The organism is Microbacterium caowuchunii (genome assembly GCF_008727755.1).
Taxonomy (GTDB): domain Bacteria; phylum Actinomycetota; class Actinomycetes; order Actinomycetales; family Microbacteriaceae; genus Microbacterium; species Microbacterium caowuchunii.
In genome coordinates this window covers 1,063,101-1,081,525 of sequence record NZ_CP044231.1, presented here as the reverse complement: position 1 = coordinate 1,081,525, position 18,425 = coordinate 1,063,101, and the positions used below count along the sequence as shown (strand labels likewise).

The following is an 18,425-nucleotide window of genomic DNA, read 5'->3' as shown; positions in this document are numbered from 1 at the left end:
CGCGCCGCCGGGTCAGGAGTCCAGGCGGCGGTCGGCGCGATGCCGTGCGAGGGACGAGCCGTACCGTTCGGTCAGCTGCGCCATGAGGTCCGGCGTCTCCCGATCGAGCCCGAACACGTAGCCCGGGAAATCGAGGTCGTGCTGCAACGCCCAGATCTCCTCGTGGCGGTCGGGAGAGAGCATCTGCACCGGATCCCCGACCGCGACCCAGGCGATCGGCACGATGGTCTCCGGCGGCAGCACGGTGCGCAGGTGCACGACCGCGTTGATGCGGACCTCGCAGCGTGTCCCGATCCGCGCACCGTTGAAAACGCGGACGCCGGTGGCCAGGAACACCTCGTCGGCGATCGTCGCGCCGGAGATGCTGGCCATCGGACCGACCAGCACATGCGAGCCGATCCGGACGGAGTTGACCGACGTCGCCCGGATGAGGGCGTTCTCCATCACGATCACGTGCTCGCCGAGGACCACCGGTCCGCCCTCCGCCGTGAGGACGGCGCCGTGGAGCACCTGGCATCCCGCCCCGATGGTCACGTCCCCGGAGATGACGGCGCTGGGCGCGATCACGGCGTCGGGATGGATGCGGGGCCGTGCCCCCAGGTGCTCGAACTGCATGGGTTCTCCTCGCGTTGCCGTCAGCGTAGGGCCGCTCCGGCGTCCCCGTCGAGGGCGGGTCAGCGGGGTTAGGGTGTGGTGCCATGACCGATCCCCGCCGCGATGCACCGCCCACCGCACGGGTCTCGATGCTGACCCTGTCGGCCTTCGTCGTGGGCTCGATGATCGGCGCGGGCGTGTTCTCCCTGCCCGGGGCCTTCGCGGCCGAGACCGGCGTCGCGGGCGCCCTCATCGCCTGGGGCATCGCCGGCGCCGGCATGCTCACCCTCGCCCTCGTGTTCAGCATCCTCGCCGTGCGCAAGCCCGCTCTGGACGCCGGCGTCTACAGCTACGCCCGGGCGGGCTTCGGGGACTTCGCCGGGTTCTTCTCCGCGTTCGGGTACTGGGCGAGCGCCTGCGCGGGGAACGTCTTCTACTGGGTGTTCATCATGTCGACCCTGGGCGCGGTCTTCCCCGCCCTGGGCGCCGGCGACACCGTAGCGGCGGTGCTGGTCGCCTCGGCGGGCCTGTGGCTGTTCTACCTGCTCATCCGGCAGGGCGTCCGGGAGGCCGCCGCGGCGAACCGGGTGGTGAGCATCGCCAAGACCGTGCCGATCGTCGTGTTCGTGGTGCTCTGCCTCACGGTGTTCGACCCGGTCGTATTCGCGGAGAACTGGACCGGCGGAGCGGGCGCCCCGCCGGTGTTCGAGCAGGTGCGCGCGACCATGCTGGTGAGCGTCTTCGTGTTCATCGGCATCGAGGGCGCGAGCGTGAACTCGCGGCACGCGCGCAGCAGGAAGGACGTGGGACGGGCGACGCTGCTCGGATTCCTCAGCGTCCTGGCCGTCTTCGCCTCGGTGACGATCGTCTCCTACGGGGTGCTCCCCCGCGCCGAGATCGCCGCCCTGCACGACCCCTCGATGGGTGGCGTGCTCGATGCCGCGGTCGGGCCGTGGGGGGCTGTGCTGGTCAGCGTCGCGCTCATCGTCGCGGTGCTCGGGGCGTACCTCGCCTGGACCCTCATGGCCGCGGAGGTCCTCCTCGTCGCCGCACGGGGCGGGGACCTGCCCCGTTTCCTCGCGCGGACCGACCGGCGGGACACGCCCATCGGCGCACTGACGATGTCGACCGGCCTCGTGCAGCTCATGCTCGTCGTCGCCCTGTTCGCCGAGAACGCCTTCGACGTGGCGCTCGACCTCACGAGTTCGCTCGTTCTGATCCCGTTCCTCCTGTCCGCCGCGTACGCGCTGAAACTCGCCGCCACCGGCGAGGGGTACCGGCGAGGTGAACGGGCCCGGCGCCGGGATCTGACGATCGCGGTGCTGGCGACGGGCTACACCGCGTTCCTGCTGTACGCCGCGGGGGTGGCGTACCTCCTGCTCTCCCTGCTGATCATCGTCCCGGGCACGATCCTGTTCGCCCTCGCGCGGCGGGAACGCGGCGCGCGCGTGTTCACCCGCGTCGAAGCGGTGGTGTTCGTCCTCGCCGCGGCGGGGGCGGTCGCGGCGATCGTGCTGCTGGCCACCGGCGTCATCGTGCTCTGACGCACGGGCGGCTGGCAGGGGACGAGGGCATCGCCGATGTCGGAACCCCCTCGTAAAATTCGAACATGTCTTCCCCTACGGTCATCGGATTCAGCGACGCGGATGCCGCGACGCTCGCCTCGATCGTGCAGGACATGCGGTCGGCTCAGGCCGAGGTCGAGGCCGCCCAGGCCCGAGTCATGCGCATCCTGGCCAGGGGCCATGAGCTGGCGGAGCGGCAGTCCCACGGCTCGTCGGCCCGGGTGAAGAGCCGGGACATGGCGTTGCGAGCGATCGCCGCGGAGATCGCCGGCGCGACCCGCAGCACGGACAGGTCGGTGCAGCGGCGCATCGGTGATGCGGTCGGCATCGTGGACGGACTCCCCGCGACGATGGATGCCTGGGCGTCGGGGCGGATCACGCGCGCCCACGTCCGCCTCATCGCCGATCTCGCCCTCACGCTGCCGCCGGGGACGCGGACCGCCTTCGAACGGATCGCGATCGAACGGTGCGAAGCAGAGACACCGGGCCGCCTGCGCGGCGAACTCGCGATCCTGGCGGACCGCATGCATCCGCGCACCCTCACCGAGCGGCATGCCGAGGCGCGTGACACGCGCTGCGTGCGGGTGTTCCCGCTCGGGGACGGCATGTCCGAACTGAACATCGTCGGCCCGACCCTGCTCGTCGAAGGCGTCTACGACCGCGCCACCCGGCAGGCCGCGGCGACCGCCGACGCCCGCAGCGCCGCTCAGGAACGGATCCGGGCGGGCGCGACATCCACCGGGGCAACCTCGGCCGCGGGCGCGGGCGGAGACCGTGACGGGTCGTCCCGCAGGGAACGGAAGGCCGCGACGGAGCGCGGTCACGGTGACACGCAGGACGAGATCCTCGCCTCGGACACCCGCACCATGGATCAGCTCCGCGCCGACCTCCTGCTCGACATGCTCCTCACCGCACAGCCCGGCGCGGACCCCAGCTGCACGGACGACGGGCCGGGAACGCTGGGCGCGATCCGCGCGAAGGTGCAGGTCGTGGTTCCCGCGCTGACCCTGCTGGGCGCAGACGAACACCCCGCCGACCTCGTGGGCGGATCCCCCATCGATGCAGAGACCGCCCGCACCCTCGCCGGCGCCGCACCGGACGCATGGATCCGCGTCCTGACGCACCCGGTCTCAGGAGCCGTGCTCGCCACCGACACCCGATTCGCGGAGACGCCCCTGCGGAACTTCCTGAAAGCCCGTGATCGGCACTGTCGGTTCCCCGGATGCCGGGTCCCCGCCGTCCGCTGCGAGACCGACCACACGATCGACTACGCCCAGGGCGGGAGAACCTGCGTGGAGAACTGCGCAGAACTCTGCCAACGGCACCACTCGATGAAGCAGTTCACCGCATGGCGGGTCCGCCAGCTGGGCGACGGGGTGCTGGAGTGGACCTCGCCCCTCGGGAACACCTACGTCGACGAACCGCCGTCCGCGACCGTGCAGTTCATCCCGGATGCGGTCGGTCCGCCGACGCGGAGGTCTGCACCACCCCTGACGCAGGCGTCGGATCCCCCGCCGTTCTGATCCGGCTCAGCCCTGCAGGACCGCGGGCTCGCTCTTCTCGGCGACCGGGAAGATCTGGTCGAGCAACTGCGCCGTCCAGGCGATCAGGTCGCCGTCCGCGAGCACCGTACCGTCCGCCGTCGGCAGCGGCACGACGACGGCCTCGCCGGACGCCACGAGCTTCGACTTCGGGTACAGGCGCTGCAACCGCACCCGCATCGAGTCCGGCAGCTTGGCCGGCGCGATCCGCAGGTTGGGCCCCATCGCCACCACATCCGTGAGCCCCGACCGAGCGGCACGGCGCCGCAGCCGGGCGACCGCGACGAGCCCTTCCACCTCGGACGGAAGCGCTCCGTACCGGTCGCTCAGCTCCTCGATCACGAGGTCCAGGGCGTCGTCCTTAGCCGTGGCGGATGCCGCGGCGGAGAGCTTCTGATACGCCTCCAGCCGCAGCCGCTCGCTGTCGATGTAGGTCTCCGGGATGCGCGCCTGGACCGGCAGCTCGAGTCGGAGCTCGGTGGGTCCCTCGGTGTCCTCGCCGCGGAAGGTCGCGACCGCCTCCCCCACCATCCGCAGGTACAGGTCGAACCCGACGCCGGCGATGTGGCCGGCCTGCTCGCCCCCGAGCAGGTTCCCCGCACCGCGCAGCTCGAGGTCCTTCAGGGCCACCTGCATCCCGGATCCGAGGTCGTTGTTGACGGCGATCGTCTCGAGCCGGTCGGCGGCGGTCTCACTGAGCGGCTTGTTCTCGTCGTAGAGGAAGTACGCGTAGGCCCGCTCCCGCGCGCGGCCGACGCGCCCGCGCAGCTGGTGCAGCTGGCTCAGGCCGTACTTGTCGGCCCGGTCGATGATGATCGTGTTGGCGTTCGCGATGTCGAGACCGGTCTCGATGATGGTGGTCGAGACGAGCACGTCGGCACGGCGCTCCCAGAAGTCGTCCACGACCTTCTCGAGCTGGTGCTCGCCCATCTGTCCGTGCGCCACGGCGATGCGCGCCTCGGGCACGAGTTCCGCCAGGTGCGCGGCGACCCGCTGGATCGACTGGACACGGTTGTGCACGTAGAAGACCTGCCCCTCGCGCAGCAGCTCGCGACGGATGGCGGCCGCGATCTGCTTGTCGTTGCGGGGGCCGACGTACGACAGGATCGGATGCCTGTCCTCGGGCGGGGTCTGCAGCGTGGACATCTCGCGGATACCGGTCACGGCCATCTCCAGCGTGCGCGGGATCGGCGTCGCGCTCATCGCGAGGATGTCGACGTTCGTCTTGAGCTTCTTCAGGGCGTCCTTGTGCTCGACGCCGAACCGCTGCTCCTCGTCGATGATGAGCAGTCCGAGGTCCTTGAAGATGATCTTCTCGGTGAGGATGCGGTGGGTCCCGATCACCATGTCGACCGTGCCGTCGGCCAGCCCCGCGACGACCTCGCGGGCCTGCTTGTCGGTCTGGAAGCGGGACAGGGCGCGCACCTTCACCGGGAAGCCGGCGAACCGCTCGGTGAACGTCTCGGTGTGCTGCTTGACCAGCAGGGTGGTCGGGACGAGCATCGCGACCTGCTTGCCGTCCTGGATGGCCTTGAACGCCGCCCGGACCGCGACCTCGGTCTTCCCGAAGCCGACATCACCGGACAGCAGCCGGTCCATCGGGATCGGCTTCTCCATGTCGGCCTTGATCTCGTCGATCGTCTGCAGCTGATCCGGCGTCTCGGCGAACGGGAACGCCTCCTCCAGCTCGCGCTGCCAGGGGGTGTCCGGGCCGAAGGCGTGGCCCTTGGACGCCATCCGCGCGGAATACAGCTTGACGAGCTCGACCGCGATGTCGCGCACCGCCTTGCGCGCCTTGCTCTTCGCCGTGGCCCAGTCGCTGCCGCCCATCTTCGAGAGCGTCGGCGCTTCTCCGCCCACGTACCGCGAGAGGAGGTCGAGCTGGTCGGTCGGCACGAAGAGCTTGTCACCGGGATGACCGCGTTTGGAGGGCGCGTACTCCAGCACGAGGTACTCGCGCTGGCTCTTGACCGGATTGCGCCCGCCCGAGGAAACCTCGCGCTGCACGAGCTCGACGAACCGGCCGATGCCGTGCGTCTGGTGCACCACGTAGTCGCCGGCCTTCAGCTGCAGCGGGTCGACGACGTTGCGGCGCCGGGAGGCGAGCTTCTTCACGGCCCGGGAATCGTTCGCGATGGTGCGACCGTAGAACTCCGACTCGGTGAGGACGGCGAGCTTCGCGCCCTCGACCTCGAAGCCGCGTTCCAGCTCACTCGTGACGATCATCGCCACACGCGGTTCCGGGGCCTCGAGGATGGTGTCGACGCGCCGGGCCGCGATCCCGTGCTCGCCGAGCACGTCGCGCGCCCGATCGGCGAGCCCGACGCCGGATGCGGCGATCACCACGGACCATCCGTCCGCGACGCGCGAGCCGACGTGCGCGATCGCGCCGTCCACGTTCCCCGCGAACGACGGGACGGAGCCGGCCTCGAGCCGGACCACGCCCCCGCTGTCGGTGAGACCCTCCACCTCGGCGTCCGCCGCGCCGGAGTCGAAACCGGACAGCGTCCACCAGACACCGCCGTTCTCGTGGGTCACCTCCTGCAGACGGGGCAGGCTCACGAAGTCGCCGGCACCGAGGTCGACCGGGGTGTCCGCTCCTGCGACGGCGGCGCTCCAGGCGGCGTCGAGGAACTCCCGATTCGTGTCCGCGAGGGTGCGGGCACGGGCCGCGGCACGCTCCGGATCGACGAGGGCCACCGCCGTCCCGCGCGGCAGGTAGTCCACGAGGGTGACGAGGTCGTCGATCAGGGCGGGGGTGAGCGATTCCATGCCCTCGGCGGGGATGCCCTCGGCCATCTTCTCGAGCATGCCGCGCAGGGACGGGAACGCGTCACCGAGTCCCCGGGCACGCTCGCGCACGGCGTCGGTGAGGAGGAGCTCCCGGCTCGCGACGAACTCGACCTCCGGGATCTCGCCCGGCAGCGAGCGCTGGTCGGCGACCGAGAACGCACGGATCTGGTCGATCTCGTCCCCGAAGAACTCGACGCGGTAGGGGTGGTCCGCCGTGGGCGGGAAGACGTCGAGGATGCCGCCGCGCACGGCGAACTCGCCGCGCCGGGAGACCATGTCCACCCGCAGGTACGCGCGCTCGACGAGCTTGGTCACGATGTCGGCGAGGTCGTGTCCGCGCGCACCGACCGCCAGGCGGACGGCGGCGGTGTCGGCGAGACCCGGCGCCAGGGGCTGGATGGCGCTGCGCACCGATGCGGTGACCACGAGCGGCGCCTCGCCCTCCCAGTCCGCGATCCGGCGGAGGACGTCGAGCCGTCGCCCGACCGTCTCCGCACTCGGACTGAGGCGCTCGTGCGGCAGGGTCTCCCACGCGGGGAAGTGCCGCACGTCGGCACCGGGGAGCACCGCCTGCAGGGCGGGACCGATGGATTCGGCGCGCCGGCCGGTCGGCACGATCACGAGCAGAGCGGCGGGGGCACCGGCCTCGCGGCGCTTCTCGAGCAGCGCCGCCAGCAGGGGTGCATCGAGCCCGTCGACGAGGGAGAAATCCCCGTCATCGGATGCGGTCGCCACCGCATCCCGGAAGGTTTCCGCCTGCGTGAGGGCGCGCACGATCCCGGGAACTGTCACCGGACAATCCTACGCGGGGTCCCGGGATCAGTCGCGCGGAGCGTGCCAGCGCTGCTGGGCGGCCACGAGCCCGTCGTCGACGAGCATCTCGACCGCATCCGCCGCGTCTGCGACGAGGTTTGCGAGCGTGGCCCGCTCCGTGGCGCCGAAGGGATCGAGCACCCAGTCCGCGGGATCCTGCCGGCCCGGCGGCCGCCCGATCCCCACCCGCACGCGCGGGAAGTCCGCGGTTCCGAGCGCCTTGGCCACGTCGCGGACACCGTTGTGCCCACCGTGTCCGCCGCCCACCTTGAGTTTCAGCGTGTCGAAGGGGATGTCAAGTTCGTCGTGGACGACGACCACGTGCTCCGGGTCGATGCCGTAGAACTTCGCGAGGCCCGCGACCGGTCCTCCCGACACGTTCATGAACGTATTGGCCTTGGCGAGCACGAGCTTGTCGCCCCCGGGGCGGAGCCAGGTCTCAGCGACACGGGCGTTCGCCTTGTGTGCACGGAACGTCTCGCCGCGGCGAGCGGCCAGCTCATCGACGACGACCTGTCCGATGTTGTGCCGGGTCGCCTCGTATCGCGGTCCGGGGTTGCCGAGACCGACGATCAGCCAGGTCTGCCCCATGGTGGCTCCTCGACGGGGATATGCGAGGAGGGGGTGCGCTGACGCACCCCCTCCTCGGACGAAAGGTCTTACTCGGCGGACTCGCTGGCCTGCCCTGCAGCCACCTCGGCATCTGCGGCGGCGATCTCGTCCTCCGCAGCGGACGACTCGGTCGAGATCGCGACGATCAGCGTCTCCGGGTCGACGGCCAGAGCGGCGCCGGCGGGCAGCTTCAGGTCGGCGGCGGTGACGTGCGTGCCGTCCTGGAGGCCGTCGATGTCGACCTCGACGTGCTGCGGGATGTTGGTCGCCTCGACCTCGAGCAGGACGACGTTGGCGTCCTGGTTGACCGAGGTGCCCACGGCCGACTCGCCGACCAGCACGACCGGGATCTCGACCTGGACCTTCTCGCCCTTCACGACGACCAGCAGGTCGATGTGCTCGATGATCTGCAGCACCGGGTCCTTCTGCACGTCCTTGACGAGGGCGAGGTGGTCCTTGCCGTCGATCGAGAGCTCGAGCAGCGCGTTGGCGCGACGGATGATGAGCGCGGTCTGGTGACCGGGCAGTGCGACGTGCACCGGGTCGGTGCCGTGGCCGTACAGCACGGCGGGGATCTGGCCGGCGGCGCGGAGGCGGCGGGCGAAGCCCTTGCCGAACTGCGTGCGCAGCTCAGCGGTGACCTTGTTGTCTTCCGACATGGTGATTCTCCTTGTGGGCCCACGGGACCCGATCTGGGTTTATGGATTCGACTCGAACGCGAGTGCGTGAGGAAACCGTGAGCCTGCACACCCTCGTCGATTACGGATGGCGCACGCGCAGGCACGTCATCCCTCGCCGAAGTTCACCCAGAGTCTATCAGCGAGCCCGCTAGCATGGAGAACGCTCCTGCCCGCGTCGAAAGGACCCCCGTGGACGCCCAACTCTCCTCCGACCTCCTGCTCGCCTTGATCGGACTCCTGTCCGCGGTGTCGCTGGTCGGTGTCGTCGGCGCGTTCTGGTCGCTGGGTCGTTCCGCCTACCGCAAGTAGCACGCATCAAGGGCGTCGGCCGGGCTCATCCCCGGGGCAGCGACGCCACGATCCGGTCGAGGACGTCCTCGATCGCGCCGGTGTTGCGCACCCGGAACCCGTTCTCGTCCGGCCCGAGCGGCTCGAGCGTCCGCAGCTGGGACGCGAGCAGACTCGGCGGCATGAAGTGGGCGCGTTCCCGCATGCGCTTCTCGAGCTCCTCAGCGGGCACATCCAGGTGCACGAAAACCAGGCCGGAAACGCCCGCCGCCAGCCGCCGCCGGTAGCGCAGCGCCAGCGCGGAGCAGGCGACCACGCCGCCCTGCGGCGACCCGTGCAGCACTTCGGCCACCCGATCGAGCCACGGCATCCGGTCGGCGTCCTCGAGGGGCGTCCCCGCTCGCATCTTCGCGAGGTTCTCCTCCGGGTGCAGATCGTCCGCATCCGTGAACGGCAGGCCGAGCCGGTCCGCGAGCGACCGGCCGATGACCGACTTGCCGGCGCCGCTCGGCCCCATGAGCACGATCCTGTCCATCGCGGGTCCCCCGTCGCGCATGCTCTCCTCCATCCGCCGGCACCCGCCCGGGGCCTCCGTGGCGATGACGTCGTCGCGCGCCGACCGGCCGTCCCCTCCATGGTGGCATCCACCGCGGCCCGACGCCCGCCGGGAACCCCGCCCGACGAAGCCACCACCACTACGCTGGTGCCATCCGCCTTTTCTCAAGGAGCGCTTGTGTCTGAAGCAGAAACCGCGACCGCCGGCGTCGCGAACATCGGAGTCGTCGGGCTCGCCGTGATGGGCTCGAACCTGGCCCGCAACCTCGCGTCGCGCGAGGGGAACACCGTGGCGGTGTTCAACCGCAGCTACGAGAAGACCGAGCACCTCGTCACCTCCCACCCCGAGGCCGGCTTCGTGCCCGCGGCCTCCTACGAGGAGTTCGCCGCCAGCCTCGCCAAGCCGCGCACCGCGATCATCATGGTCAAGGCCGGCGCCGGCACCGACGCAGTCATCAACGCCCTGGTCGACGTCTTCGAACCGGGCGACATCATCGTCGACGGCGGCAATGCCCTGTTCACCGACACGATCCGACGCGAGAAGGCGGTGCGTGAGACCGGCATCAACTTCGTCGGCGCCGGCATCTCCGGCGGCGAGGAGGGCGCGCTCAACGGCCCCTCGATCATGCCCGGCGGATCCGACGAGTCCTGGGTCACGCTCGGCCCCATCCTGCGCTCGATCGCGGCGATCGCCGAGGGCGAGCCGTGCGTCACGCACGTCGGTCACGACGGCGCGGGCCACTTCGTCAAGATGGTGCACAACGGCATCGAGTACGCCGACATGCAGCTCATCGCCGAGGCCTACGACCTGATCCGACGCGGCACGGGCAAGACCCCCGCGGAGATCGCCGACGTCTTCGCGGAGTGGAACCGCGGGGAGCTGGAGTCGTACCTCATCGAGATCACGGCCGAGGTGCTGCGGCAGGTGGACGTGGAGACCGGGCTGCCCCTGGTCGACGTCATCCTCGACCAGGCCGGCGCCAAGGGCACCGGGGCCTGGACGGTGCAGACCGCACTGAACCTGGGGGTGCCGGTCTCCGGCATCGCCGAGGCCGTCTTCGCCCGGTCGCTCTCCAGCCACCCCGAGCAGCGCGCGGTATCCGGCGGGCTGCCGGGTCCGACCGACGGCCTCCGCGTCGAGGACCCCGACGCGTTCATCGAAGACGTCCGCCGCGCGCTCTACGCCTCGAAGATCGTCGCGTACTCGCAGGGCTTCGACGAGATCCGGGCCGGCGCCGCCGAGTACGACTGGTCCATCGACCTGGGCGCGATCGCGAAGATCTGGCGCGGGGGCTGCATCATCCGGGCCCAGTTCCTCAACCGCATCGCCGATGCCTACGCGGAGACCCCGGACCTGCCCGTGCTCCTGACCGCGCCCTACTTCGTCGAGGCGCTCGAGCGTTCGCAGTCCGCGTGGCGCTCGATCGTCGGCGCCGCGGCGACGGCCGGCATCCCCGCCCCCGCGTTCTCCTCGTCGCTGGCGTACTACGACGGCCTGCGCGCGGAGCGCCTGCCCGCCGCGCTCATCCAGGGCCAGCGCGACTTCTTCGGCGCGCACACCTACAAGCGGGTCGACAAGCCCGGCACCTTCCACACCCTCTGGTCGGGAGACCGCACCGAGATCGAAGCCGAGGACACCCACTGACCCACCGCGCGCGGGCGTGGCTCGCGATCGCGACGGCCGGTTATCTGCTGGTCCTCGGCCGGCTCACGCTGGGCAACGACGATGCGGCCGGTACCGGGGGCGCGCTGCGAGGCATCGCGGCCGCCCTCGGCACCTGGCCACCGTCGGCGTGGGTCAGCTTCGACATGCTCGAATTCGTCGCCAACGTCGTGCTGTTCGTGCCCGCCGGCGCTCTGGCGCTGCTGTGGCTGGGCCGCCGGGCCGGATGGTGGTGGGCGGCGGCGATCGGTCTCGCCCTCAGCGGAGCGATCGAGGGCGTCCAGGCCCTGGTGCTCGCCGACCGGGTGGCCGATGTCCGGGACCTCCTGGCCAACACCCTCGGCTCGGTCCTCGGCGCCCTCATCGTGCGCACCGTTCTGCGCACCGGCCGCGGGTCCGCGTCCCGGCGCGACCGCCCGGCGCCGGGCTGACGACACCGCCGCTCCCAGCGGGCGCATAGGTTGCTCCATAGGAATCCCATAGGAGTTCGCGGACAATCGAGGGTATGGCCACGCCCGCTACCACCCTGCACCGCGCCGACGGACAGCCGCCGCGCGTCCTCGTCGTCGACGACGAGCAGATGCTGACCGATCTGCTCTCCATGGCCCTCAGAATGGAGGGCTGGGACGTGCGCGCCGCCGCATCCGGCTTCCAGGCGCTGCAGGCGGCCCGCGAGTTCGAGCCGGACGCGATGGTGCTGGACATCATGATGCCCGACCTCGACGGGATGGCCGTCCTGCAGCGGTTGCGCCAGTCTGGCAACGACGTGCCGGTGCTCTTCCTGACCGCCCGCGACGCCGTCTCCGACCGCGTGGCGGGCCTCACCGCCGGTGGTGACGACTACGTCACCAAGCCGTTCAGCCTGGAGGAGGTCGTCGCGCGACTGCGCGGCCTGATGCGGCGCGCCGGCACCGCTCAGGCCAGCGATGCGGAGCCCATCCTGCGCGTCGGCGACCTGACGCTCAACGAGGACAGCCACGAGGTGGAGCGGGCGGGGACCGAGATCGAGTTGACCGCCACGGAGTTCGAGCTGCTGCGCTATCTGATGCGCAACCAGCGGCGCGTCGTCTCCAAAGCGCAGATCCTCGACCGCGTCTGGAACTACGACTTCGGCGGCCGATCCAGCGTCGTCGAGCTCTACATCTCCTACCTGCGCAAGAAGATCGATCAGGGACGCGAGCCGCTGATCCACACCGTGCGCGGTGTCGGATACATGATCAAAGCGCCGCAGTGACCGACGACATCGACGCCCGTCCCCGGCGCGCACGGATGACCCTGCAGTCCCGGCTGATGACGGCGGTGATCGGCATGGTGGCGGTCATCCTGGGGGCCGTCGGACTCGCCACCGGCACGATCCTCAGCTCGATCATGCAGGAGAACCTCAACGCCCAGGTGCAGTCGCTGGGTCAGCTCCGCGCGTACCCCAACAGCACCGCCGCGGACATCCTCTCCGACGGCCGCCAGGAGGCGGGGACCCTGCTGGTCTACCGCTCCTCCTTCGGCGACGCCACGGGGGCATACGTGGCAGGCGACGAGACGGTCACCCCACTCACCGACGAACAGGTCTACGCGCTCGTGCAGAGCATCGAGCAGCCGGGCTTCACGACCGTGGCCGTCACCGGGCTCGGCGAATACCGCGTGTACATGACCGGCGGCTCCGGCGGCCAGTTCGCCGTCGTCGGGCTGCCGACTTCCGAGGTCACCACCACCCTCGCGCAGATCCTCACGACGGTGGCGCTGGTCACCGCCGGCGGCCTGATCCTCCTCGGCGTGGTGCTGGCGATCATCATCCGCCGGAGCCTCCGGCCCCTGCGCGATGTCGCAGCGACCGCGGAGCGGGTCGCCGCGCAACCCTTGTCCGAGGGCGCGGTCACGATCGCGGAACGCGTCCCCACCGCGGAGGCCGACGACAGCACCGAGATCGGGCGGGTGGGCGCTGCACTGAACACCCTCCTCGACCACGTCAGCGTGTCGCTGGATGCGCGCCAGCGCAACGAGGAGCGGATGCGGCGCTTCGTCGCCGATGCCAGCCATGAGCTGCGCACCCCGCTCGCGTCGATCCGGGGGTACTCCGAGCTGTCCCTGCGGGACCCCACGCTGAGCGAGAACACCGAGTCCGCCCTCACCCGCATCCAGGCCCAGTCGCTGCGCATGACCCGGCTCGTGGAGGATCTCCTGCTGCTGGCCCGGCTCGAAGAAGGACAGGAGCTCGTGTACGGGACCGTGGACCTGTCCCGGGTCGTGATCGAGGCGGTCGGCGACGCGCAGGCGGCGGGTCCCGACCATCGATGGGAGCTGGACCTCGACGAGGAGCCGGTCATCCTGGCCGGCGACGAGGGCCGGATCACCCAGGTGGTCGCGAACCTGCTGGCGAACGCGCGCACGCACACCCCGCCGGGCACGCGCGTCGCTGTGAGCGTCTCCCACGAGGGCTCCGACGCGGTCCTGCGCGTGCACGACGACGGCCCCGGGGTCGATCCTGCCGTGGCCGATGAGCTGTTCGAACGCTTCTCGCGCGGCGACACGTCGCGCGCGCGCAAGACCGGCGGCACCGGGCTCGGCCTGTCGATCGCCCGCGCGATCGTGCAGGCGCACGGCGGCGACATCTCCGTGCGCTCCCACCCCGGCGACACGACGTTCACCGTGCGGCTCCCGGCGAAGCCCGCCGACCCCGCGCCCGCGGACTGATCCCGCACGCTCCCCCGCCCTCCCGGACGATCTGACGGGGAGGTGGACGAGCCGCTAGCGTAAAGGGTGTGACCAGCCCCATCGATGCCACCACCACCTCCGCCTGGGCCGAGCTCGAAGAGCTCCGCCGCACCTTCGCCCCGGATCTCCGGGAATGGTTCGCGACGGACCCGGGCCGGGTGGAACGGTACAGTCTGCCGCTCGGGGACCTGCACGTCGACCTCTCCAAGAACCTCGTCACCGACGACGTCCTCGCCGCACTCGTCCGGCTCGCCGAGCAGACGGGTGTCGCCGAGCGCTTCGCCGAGATGCTGCGCGGCGCGCACATCAACACCACGGAGGACCGTGCCGTGCTGCACACGGCGCTCCGCCGTCCCGCAGGGAGCGAGCCCGCGCTCGTCGTCGACGGCCAGGACGTCGACCACGACGTGCAGGCGGTGCTCGCCGAGGTCTCCGCGTTCGCCGACCGGGTCCGGTCGGGAGAGTGGACGGGTGTGACCGGCGAGAAGGTCACCCATGTCGTGAACATCGGCATCGGTGGCTCGGACCTCGGGCCGGTGATGGTCTATGAGGCGCTCAAGCCCCTCGCCGACGCCGGGATCGAGGCGCGGTTCGTCTCCAACATCGACCCGACCGACATCGCCCAGAAGACGGCCGACCTCGACCCGGCCACCACGCTGTTCGTCGTCGCATCGAAGACGTTCACCACCCTCGAGACGCTGACCAACGCCCGTCTCGCGCGCGACTGGATGTGGGAGCGGCTCGCCGCCGCCGGAGCGATCGCGGACGACGAGACCGCCCGGAAGGATGCCGTCGCCCACCACTTCGTCGCGGTGTCCACCGCGCTCGATCGGGTCGCCGAGTTCGGCATCGACCCGCAGAACGCCTTCGGGTTCTGGGACTGGGTCGGTGGTCGCTACTCCGTCGACTCCGCCATCGGCCTGTCGCTCGCGATCGCGCTCGGCCCGGACGCGTTCCGCGAGCTGCTCGGCGGCTTCCACGCCGTCGACGAGCACGTGCGGACCACGCCGCTCGAGCGCAACGTCCCGGTCCTCATGGGCCTCCTCAACGTCTGGTACACGAACTTCCTCGGCGCCCAGTCGCACGCCGTCCTCCCCTACGCCCAGCAGCTCAGCCGGTTCCCCGCCTACCTGCAGCAGCTGACCATGGAATCCAACGGCAAGTCCGTCCGCTGGGACGGCACCCCGGTCACGACCGACACCGGCGAGGTCTTCTGGGGAGAGCCGGGGACGAACGGGCAGCACGCGTTCTACCAGCTCATCCACCAGGGCACCCGCCTCATCCCGGCCGACTTCATCGCGTTCGTGAACCCGGCCTACCCGCTGACGGACGGGGGCCGCGACGTACACGGCCTCCTGCTGTCGAACTTCCTCGCACAGACCAAGGCGCTCGCCTTCGGCAAGACGGCGCAGGAGGTCGAGGCGGAGGGGACGACCGGGCCGCTCGTGGCCGCCCGCACCTTCCCCGGCAACCGCCCGACCACCTCCCTCTTCGCCCCCGCGCTGACCCCCGCCGTCCTCGGGCAGCTCATCGCCCTGTACGAGCACATCACGTTCACCCAGGGAGCGGTGTGGGGCATCAACTCCTTCGACCAGTGGGGCGTGGAGCTCGGTAAGCAGCTGGCCCTGCAGATCGCGCCGGCCATCGAGGGGGATGCGGACGCGACGGCCGCCCAGGACGCCTCCACGCGCTCGCTGCTGGAGTACTACCGGGCCCACCGCGGCTGACGCCGCGGGTCGCGGGGATGCGGCTCAGTACCCGGCGAACGCGTCCGTGGTGACCGCGCGCGCCGACCGCAGCGCGGGCGCCAGATCCGCGATGAGTCCGGGCGGGCCGGAGATGTAGGCGTGCCGCGTCCGCAGATCCGGCACGGCGCGCTCGAGCCCCGCCGCGTCGATGCGCGCGCCCCCCGCCCACCTCCACCCCTCGGGCAGCGGGTCGGGCGGGTCCGGGGTGAAGACGACGACCGGGACACCGGAGGCGGCGATCTCATCGCGGAACACGAGCTGCGCCGCATCCGAAGCCACGAGCACCAGCACCACGTCGCGTCGCTCCCCCGCCGCGGTCAGGTGCCGCAACTGCGAGACGAACGGCGTGACGCCGATCCCCGCGGCGACCATGAGGAGGGGCTGCGCGCGGTCGGCCGGGAGGACGAAGTCGCCCCAGACGCCGGTCACCGCGAGCTCCTGTCCGGGGGCGACCTCTGCCAGCGCCCGCTTGTAGGTGCTCTGCGGGCCGGTGCCGTCGCGGTACGCGACACGCACGACCGGCAGGTCCTCGGGAGCGGACAGGATGCTGAACGGGCGCCGCGTCCCCCGCGCGTCCGGCCGTCGGTGCGGGACGTCCAGCTCCAGGTACTGCCCCGGGACGAACGCCAGCGGGCGCTCCGCGTGCAGGACGAGCTCCCGCACCGTGGGGGCGGGGACGACGCGGGCGGTGAGGCGCAGCCGCACCGCGGCGCGGACGCAGAAGGCGAACGCCACCAGATTGCCGATCAGCAGCGCCCGCTCCTGCCCGAGCGTCACGGCGCCGAGCGGGATCGGCCACCCGGCCAGGAGCCCGACGAGCACGGCGACCACGAGCTGCTGGCGGCGCCGCGGGGGCAGCGTGAGGGGCTCGGACAGCATGAAGGCGCCGAGGAACAGGAACGGCGACGAGGTGAGCACCTGGCCCGCCACCATCGGGAAGTCCAGTTCGAAGCCCGACTCCTGGTACTGCACCACGACCCGGATGAGGTTGACCGCCACGGCGACGAGCAGGAACACCCCGGCCACGCGGACCTTCTCCGTCCGCCACAGCACCGCGAGTCCGCACAGCAGCACCGGACCGAACAACACCGGCGTGCCCACCCACCACGCCGCTCCGCCGATCCCGGAATCCAGCGGGAGGAGCGCCGCGACCACGGTGACCACGGTGGCGCCCACCGCGGCCGGGTTGAAGATGTGCCGTCCGCGCCACACCAGGAGGTACTTCGACACGGATGCGGCGAGGGCTGCGACCGCGACGCCGACCAGACCCATCGGCTCCAGGGTCGGGCGCAGGACGAACAGCAGGATCCCCGCGGTGACGAGTGAGGACTCGAGCCGGAGCGGAAGGCGCAGCAGTCGCTGCGCGGCGGCGTCCGCGCCCGCCGACACGGCCACCAGCACCACCGCCGTCGTGACCAGCTCCGCCGGCGCCGGGACCACCAGGCCGAAGAAGGACAGGAGCAGCGCCACCACCGCGAGCACCGCGAGAGCGAGCAGCACGAGCCGGTACATGGAGAGCCGCCCGAGGACCGCCGTGACCCGGTTCCATCCGGAGACGAACGACGCCCTCATCGGAAGACCTCCGCCCGCGCGGCGGGCGACCACTCCGCGCGCCCGTCGGTCGCCATCCGCACCCACTCGACGCCCCAGCGCGCAGCCAGCTCCGGACCGCCCTCGAAGAACAACGCGGTCGCCGCGGCGTCCGCGTGCAGGGCGTCGGCCGCCAGCGCCCAGGTGGCCGCGATCCGCCGTACCGGCTCGCCGGTACGGGCATCCAGCACGTGGTGCAGGCCGTCGCCCCAGGCGCGGCGGTTCGTCGCCGAGGCGCACAGCGCCGCGTCCTCCACCTCCATCACGCCGATCGCCCGACTCGGGTCGTACGGATGCTCGAGGCCCACCCGCACCGGACCCCCGTGGACCGCGAGGTCGCCGCCCGCGTCGACGACGACGGTCCCCGAGGCGTCCGGCAGGATGCACGCCAGCACCAGGTCGACCAGGCGCCCCTTGCCCACCGCGCCGACATCGACCGTCGCCGCGGCGCGCAGGTGCAGCTCCGCGCTGTCCCAGGTCAGCTCCGCGGTCCAGTCCGGAGGCGAGATCACGGCGCCCCCGTCGACCAGCGAGTACTCGGGGTCGTAGCCGCGCCGGGCGAGCGCATCGCCGACCAGCGGGTTGACGGCGCCGCCGGTCGCGTCCGAGAGCTCGCGGTACACGTCGAGCATCGCGGCGGCATCCGCCGGGAGGGGGATCCGCCCGCCGGATGCCGCGAGGACGCTCACGAGCGAGTCGGGGCGGAATCGCGACCAGGTCGCGTCGAAGTCGCGGATGAGAGCCTCGACCCGGGCGCGCGCCCCCGCACCGAGCGGCTCATCGGTCTCGATCTCCCAGCGGGTGCCGATCGCATCGAACCGCCAGAGCGCCGCCATGTCAGGCCGCTGCCTCACCCTTGATCTGCTCGATCGCCTTGTTGAACCCGCCGCTCGTGAGGGACGAACCGGCGACGCGGCTGACCGAGATCTCGTCGATCCGCTTGCCCACCACCTCATCGGCGATCCCGCCGATGAACTGCGACTGGTACCGCTGGGATTCCCGCGCCTGCGGATCGCCGACGACCTCGACCGCCGTGATCACGTCGTCCTCGAGGGTGACGGTGACCTCCACCGATTCCACGGACTCCGGCGTCTGATACGCGCCCGACGCACTGTACGTGCCGTCGGCGTATCCCGCCGACGTGTCCGAGGCGGCCCCGGCCCCTCCCGCATCCGCCGTGGCGCACCCGGCCAGGCTGACCGCCCCGGCGACGCCGAAGAGCGCCAGCGCCGAGCGGACGGGACGGGGTACGGCATGGTCTCGGATCATCACGG

The 18,425-nt window shown here is 71.3% G+C and carries 15 protein-coding genes; 7 read left to right on the top strand and 8 right to left on the bottom strand.

Features of this window, described 5'->3' with window-relative positions:
- Positions 1-12: 12 nt before the first annotated feature.
- Positions 13-615 (bottom strand): gamma carbonic anhydrase family protein, encoded by a 603-nt coding sequence (locus tag F6J84_RS05085; RefSeq protein WP_150971914.1) that lies wholly within the window; start codon positions 613-615, stop codon positions 13-15.
- 83 nt (positions 616-698) lie between these two features.
- Between F6J84_RS05085 and F6J84_RS05080 the strand changes: the two genes are divergently transcribed.
- Positions 699-2,138 carry a basic amino acid/polyamine antiporter gene (locus F6J84_RS05080; protein WP_150971912.1) on the top strand — a complete coding sequence of 480 codons (1,440 nt, stop codon included), beginning with the start codon at positions 699-701 and terminating at the stop codon, positions 2,136-2,138.
- A 65-nt stretch (positions 2,139-2,203) separates the two neighbouring features.
- Entirely contained in the window at positions 2,204-3,682 is a 1,479-nt protein-coding gene (locus F6J84_RS05075) for an HNH endonuclease signature motif containing protein (protein WP_150971910.1), read from the top strand.
- Between the two features lie 6 nt (positions 3,683-3,688).
- Here the strand turns inward: F6J84_RS05075 and mfd are convergent, their stop codons facing one another.
- From mfd to F6J84_RS05055, 4 genes are all read right to left on the bottom strand, one after another.
- The gene (mfd, locus tag F6J84_RS05070; RefSeq protein ID WP_191905757.1) at positions 3,689-7,285 is read right to left on the bottom strand and encodes a transcription-repair coupling factor; all 3,597 of its coding nucleotides are present in this window, start codon (positions 7,283-7,285) and stop codon (positions 3,689-3,691) included.
- A gap of 27 nt (positions 7,286-7,312) precedes the next feature.
- Positions 7,313-7,897 carry an aminoacyl-tRNA hydrolase gene (pth, locus tag F6J84_RS05065; protein ID WP_150971908.1) on the bottom strand — a complete coding sequence of 195 codons (585 nt, stop codon included), beginning with the start codon at positions 7,895-7,897 and terminating at the stop codon, positions 7,313-7,315.
- Positions 7,898-7,965: 68 nt separating this feature from the next.
- Complete coding sequence (locus tag F6J84_RS05060; protein ID WP_150971906.1) at positions 7,966-8,577, bottom strand: 50S ribosomal protein L25/general stress protein Ctc; 612 nt, start codon at positions 8,575-8,577, stop codon at positions 7,966-7,968.
- Between the two features lie 355 nt (positions 8,578-8,932).
- Positions 8,933-9,442: a gluconokinase gene (locus F6J84_RS05055; RefSeq protein ID WP_238702600.1), complete on the bottom strand. Its 510-nt coding sequence runs from the start codon at positions 9,440-9,442 to the stop codon at positions 8,933-8,935.
- A gap of 177 nt (positions 9,443-9,619) precedes the next feature.
- Here F6J84_RS05055 and gndA point away from each other — a divergent pair, with 177 nt between their 5' ends.
- From gndA to pgi, 5 genes are all read left to right on the top strand, one after another.
- A complete protein-coding gene (gndA, locus tag F6J84_RS05050) occupies positions 9,620-11,086 on the top strand; it encodes an NADP-dependent phosphogluconate dehydrogenase (protein ID WP_275094028.1) in 1,467 nt (488 codons plus the stop codon).
- Between the two features lie 164 nt (positions 11,087-11,250).
- Entirely contained in the window at positions 11,251-11,535 is a 285-nt protein-coding gene (locus tag F6J84_RS05045) for a VanZ family protein (RefSeq protein ID WP_150971902.1), read from the top strand.
- 74 nt (positions 11,536-11,609) lie between these two features.
- Positions 11,610-12,338: a response regulator transcription factor gene (locus F6J84_RS05040; protein WP_150971900.1), complete on the top strand. Its 729-nt coding sequence runs from the start codon at positions 11,610-11,612 to the stop codon at positions 12,336-12,338.
- The gene (locus tag F6J84_RS05035) at positions 12,335-13,792 is read left to right on the top strand and encodes a sensor histidine kinase (RefSeq protein ID WP_338037220.1); all 1,458 of its coding nucleotides are present in this window, start codon (positions 12,335-12,337) and stop codon (positions 13,790-13,792) included. Before F6J84_RS05040 ends, F6J84_RS05035 begins: the two co-directional genes overlap by 4 nt.
- Before the next feature lie 68 nt (positions 13,793-13,860).
- Positions 13,861-15,540, top strand: coding sequence for a glucose-6-phosphate isomerase (gene pgi, locus F6J84_RS05030; protein WP_150971898.1), 1,680 nt, complete (start codon positions 13,861-13,863; stop codon positions 15,538-15,540).
- Positions 15,541-15,564: 24 nt separating this feature from the next.
- On the opposite strand, the gene F6J84_RS05025 is transcribed toward pgi, so the two are convergent.
- From F6J84_RS05025 to F6J84_RS05015, 3 genes are read right to left on the bottom strand one after another with little or no spacing between them, the layout of a single operon-like run.
- Positions 15,565-17,133 carry an FAD-dependent oxidoreductase gene (locus tag F6J84_RS05025; RefSeq protein ID WP_150971896.1) on the bottom strand — a complete coding sequence of 523 codons (1,569 nt, stop codon included), beginning with the start codon at positions 17,131-17,133 and terminating at the stop codon, positions 15,565-15,567.
- On the bottom strand, positions 17,130-17,987 hold the full coding sequence (locus F6J84_RS05020; RefSeq protein WP_150974686.1) for an FAD:protein FMN transferase: 858 nt from the start codon (positions 17,985-17,987) through the stop codon (positions 17,130-17,132). The genes F6J84_RS05025 and F6J84_RS05020 overlap by 4 nt, the downstream gene beginning before the upstream one ends.
- 1 nt (position 17,988) lies before the next feature.
- Positions 17,989-18,420, bottom strand: a complete 432-nt coding sequence (locus F6J84_RS05015) for an FMN-binding protein (RefSeq protein ID WP_150974685.1) — start codon at positions 18,418-18,420, stop codon at positions 17,989-17,991.
- Positions 18,421-18,425 lie beyond the last annotated feature (5 nt).

Bases quoted from the DNA above. Each gene is read 5' to 3' on its own strand.
- F6J84_RS05085 (WP_150971914.1), bottom strand. From the start codon at position 615: ATGCAGTTCGAGCACCTGGGGGCACGGCCCCGCATCCATCCCGACGCC.
- F6J84_RS05080 (WP_150971912.1), top strand. From the start codon at position 699: ATGACCGATCCCCGCCGCGATGCACCGCCCACCGCACGGGTCTCGATG.
- F6J84_RS05075 (WP_150971910.1), top strand. From the start codon at position 2,204: ATGTCTTCCCCTACGGTCATCGGATTCAGCGACGCGGATGCCGCGACG.
- pth (WP_150971908.1), bottom strand. From the start codon at position 7,897: ATGGGGCAGACCTGGCTGATCGTCGGTCTCGGCAACCCCGGACCGCGA.
- F6J84_RS05060 (WP_150971906.1), bottom strand. From the start codon at position 8,577: ATGTCGGAAGACAACAAGGTCACCGCTGAGCTGCGCACGCAGTTCGGC.
- F6J84_RS05055 (WP_238702600.1), bottom strand. From the start codon at position 9,442: ATGCGCGACGGGGGACCCGCGATGGACAGGATCGTGCTCATGGGGCCG.
- F6J84_RS05045 (WP_150971902.1), top strand. From the start codon at position 11,251: ATGCTCGAATTCGTCGCCAACGTCGTGCTGTTCGTGCCCGCCGGCGCT.
- F6J84_RS05040 (WP_150971900.1), top strand. From the start codon at position 11,610: ATGGCCACGCCCGCTACCACCCTGCACCGCGCCGACGGACAGCCGCCG.
- F6J84_RS05025 (WP_150971896.1), bottom strand. From the start codon at position 17,133: ATGAGGGCGTCGTTCGTCTCCGGATGGAACCGGGTCACGGCGGTCCTC.
- F6J84_RS05020 (WP_150974686.1), bottom strand. From the start codon at position 17,987: ATGGCGGCGCTCTGGCGGTTCGATGCGATCGGCACCCGCTGGGAGATC.
- F6J84_RS05015 (WP_150974685.1), bottom strand. From the start codon at position 18,420: ATGATCCGAGACCATGCCGTACCCCGTCCCGTCCGCTCGGCGCTGGCG.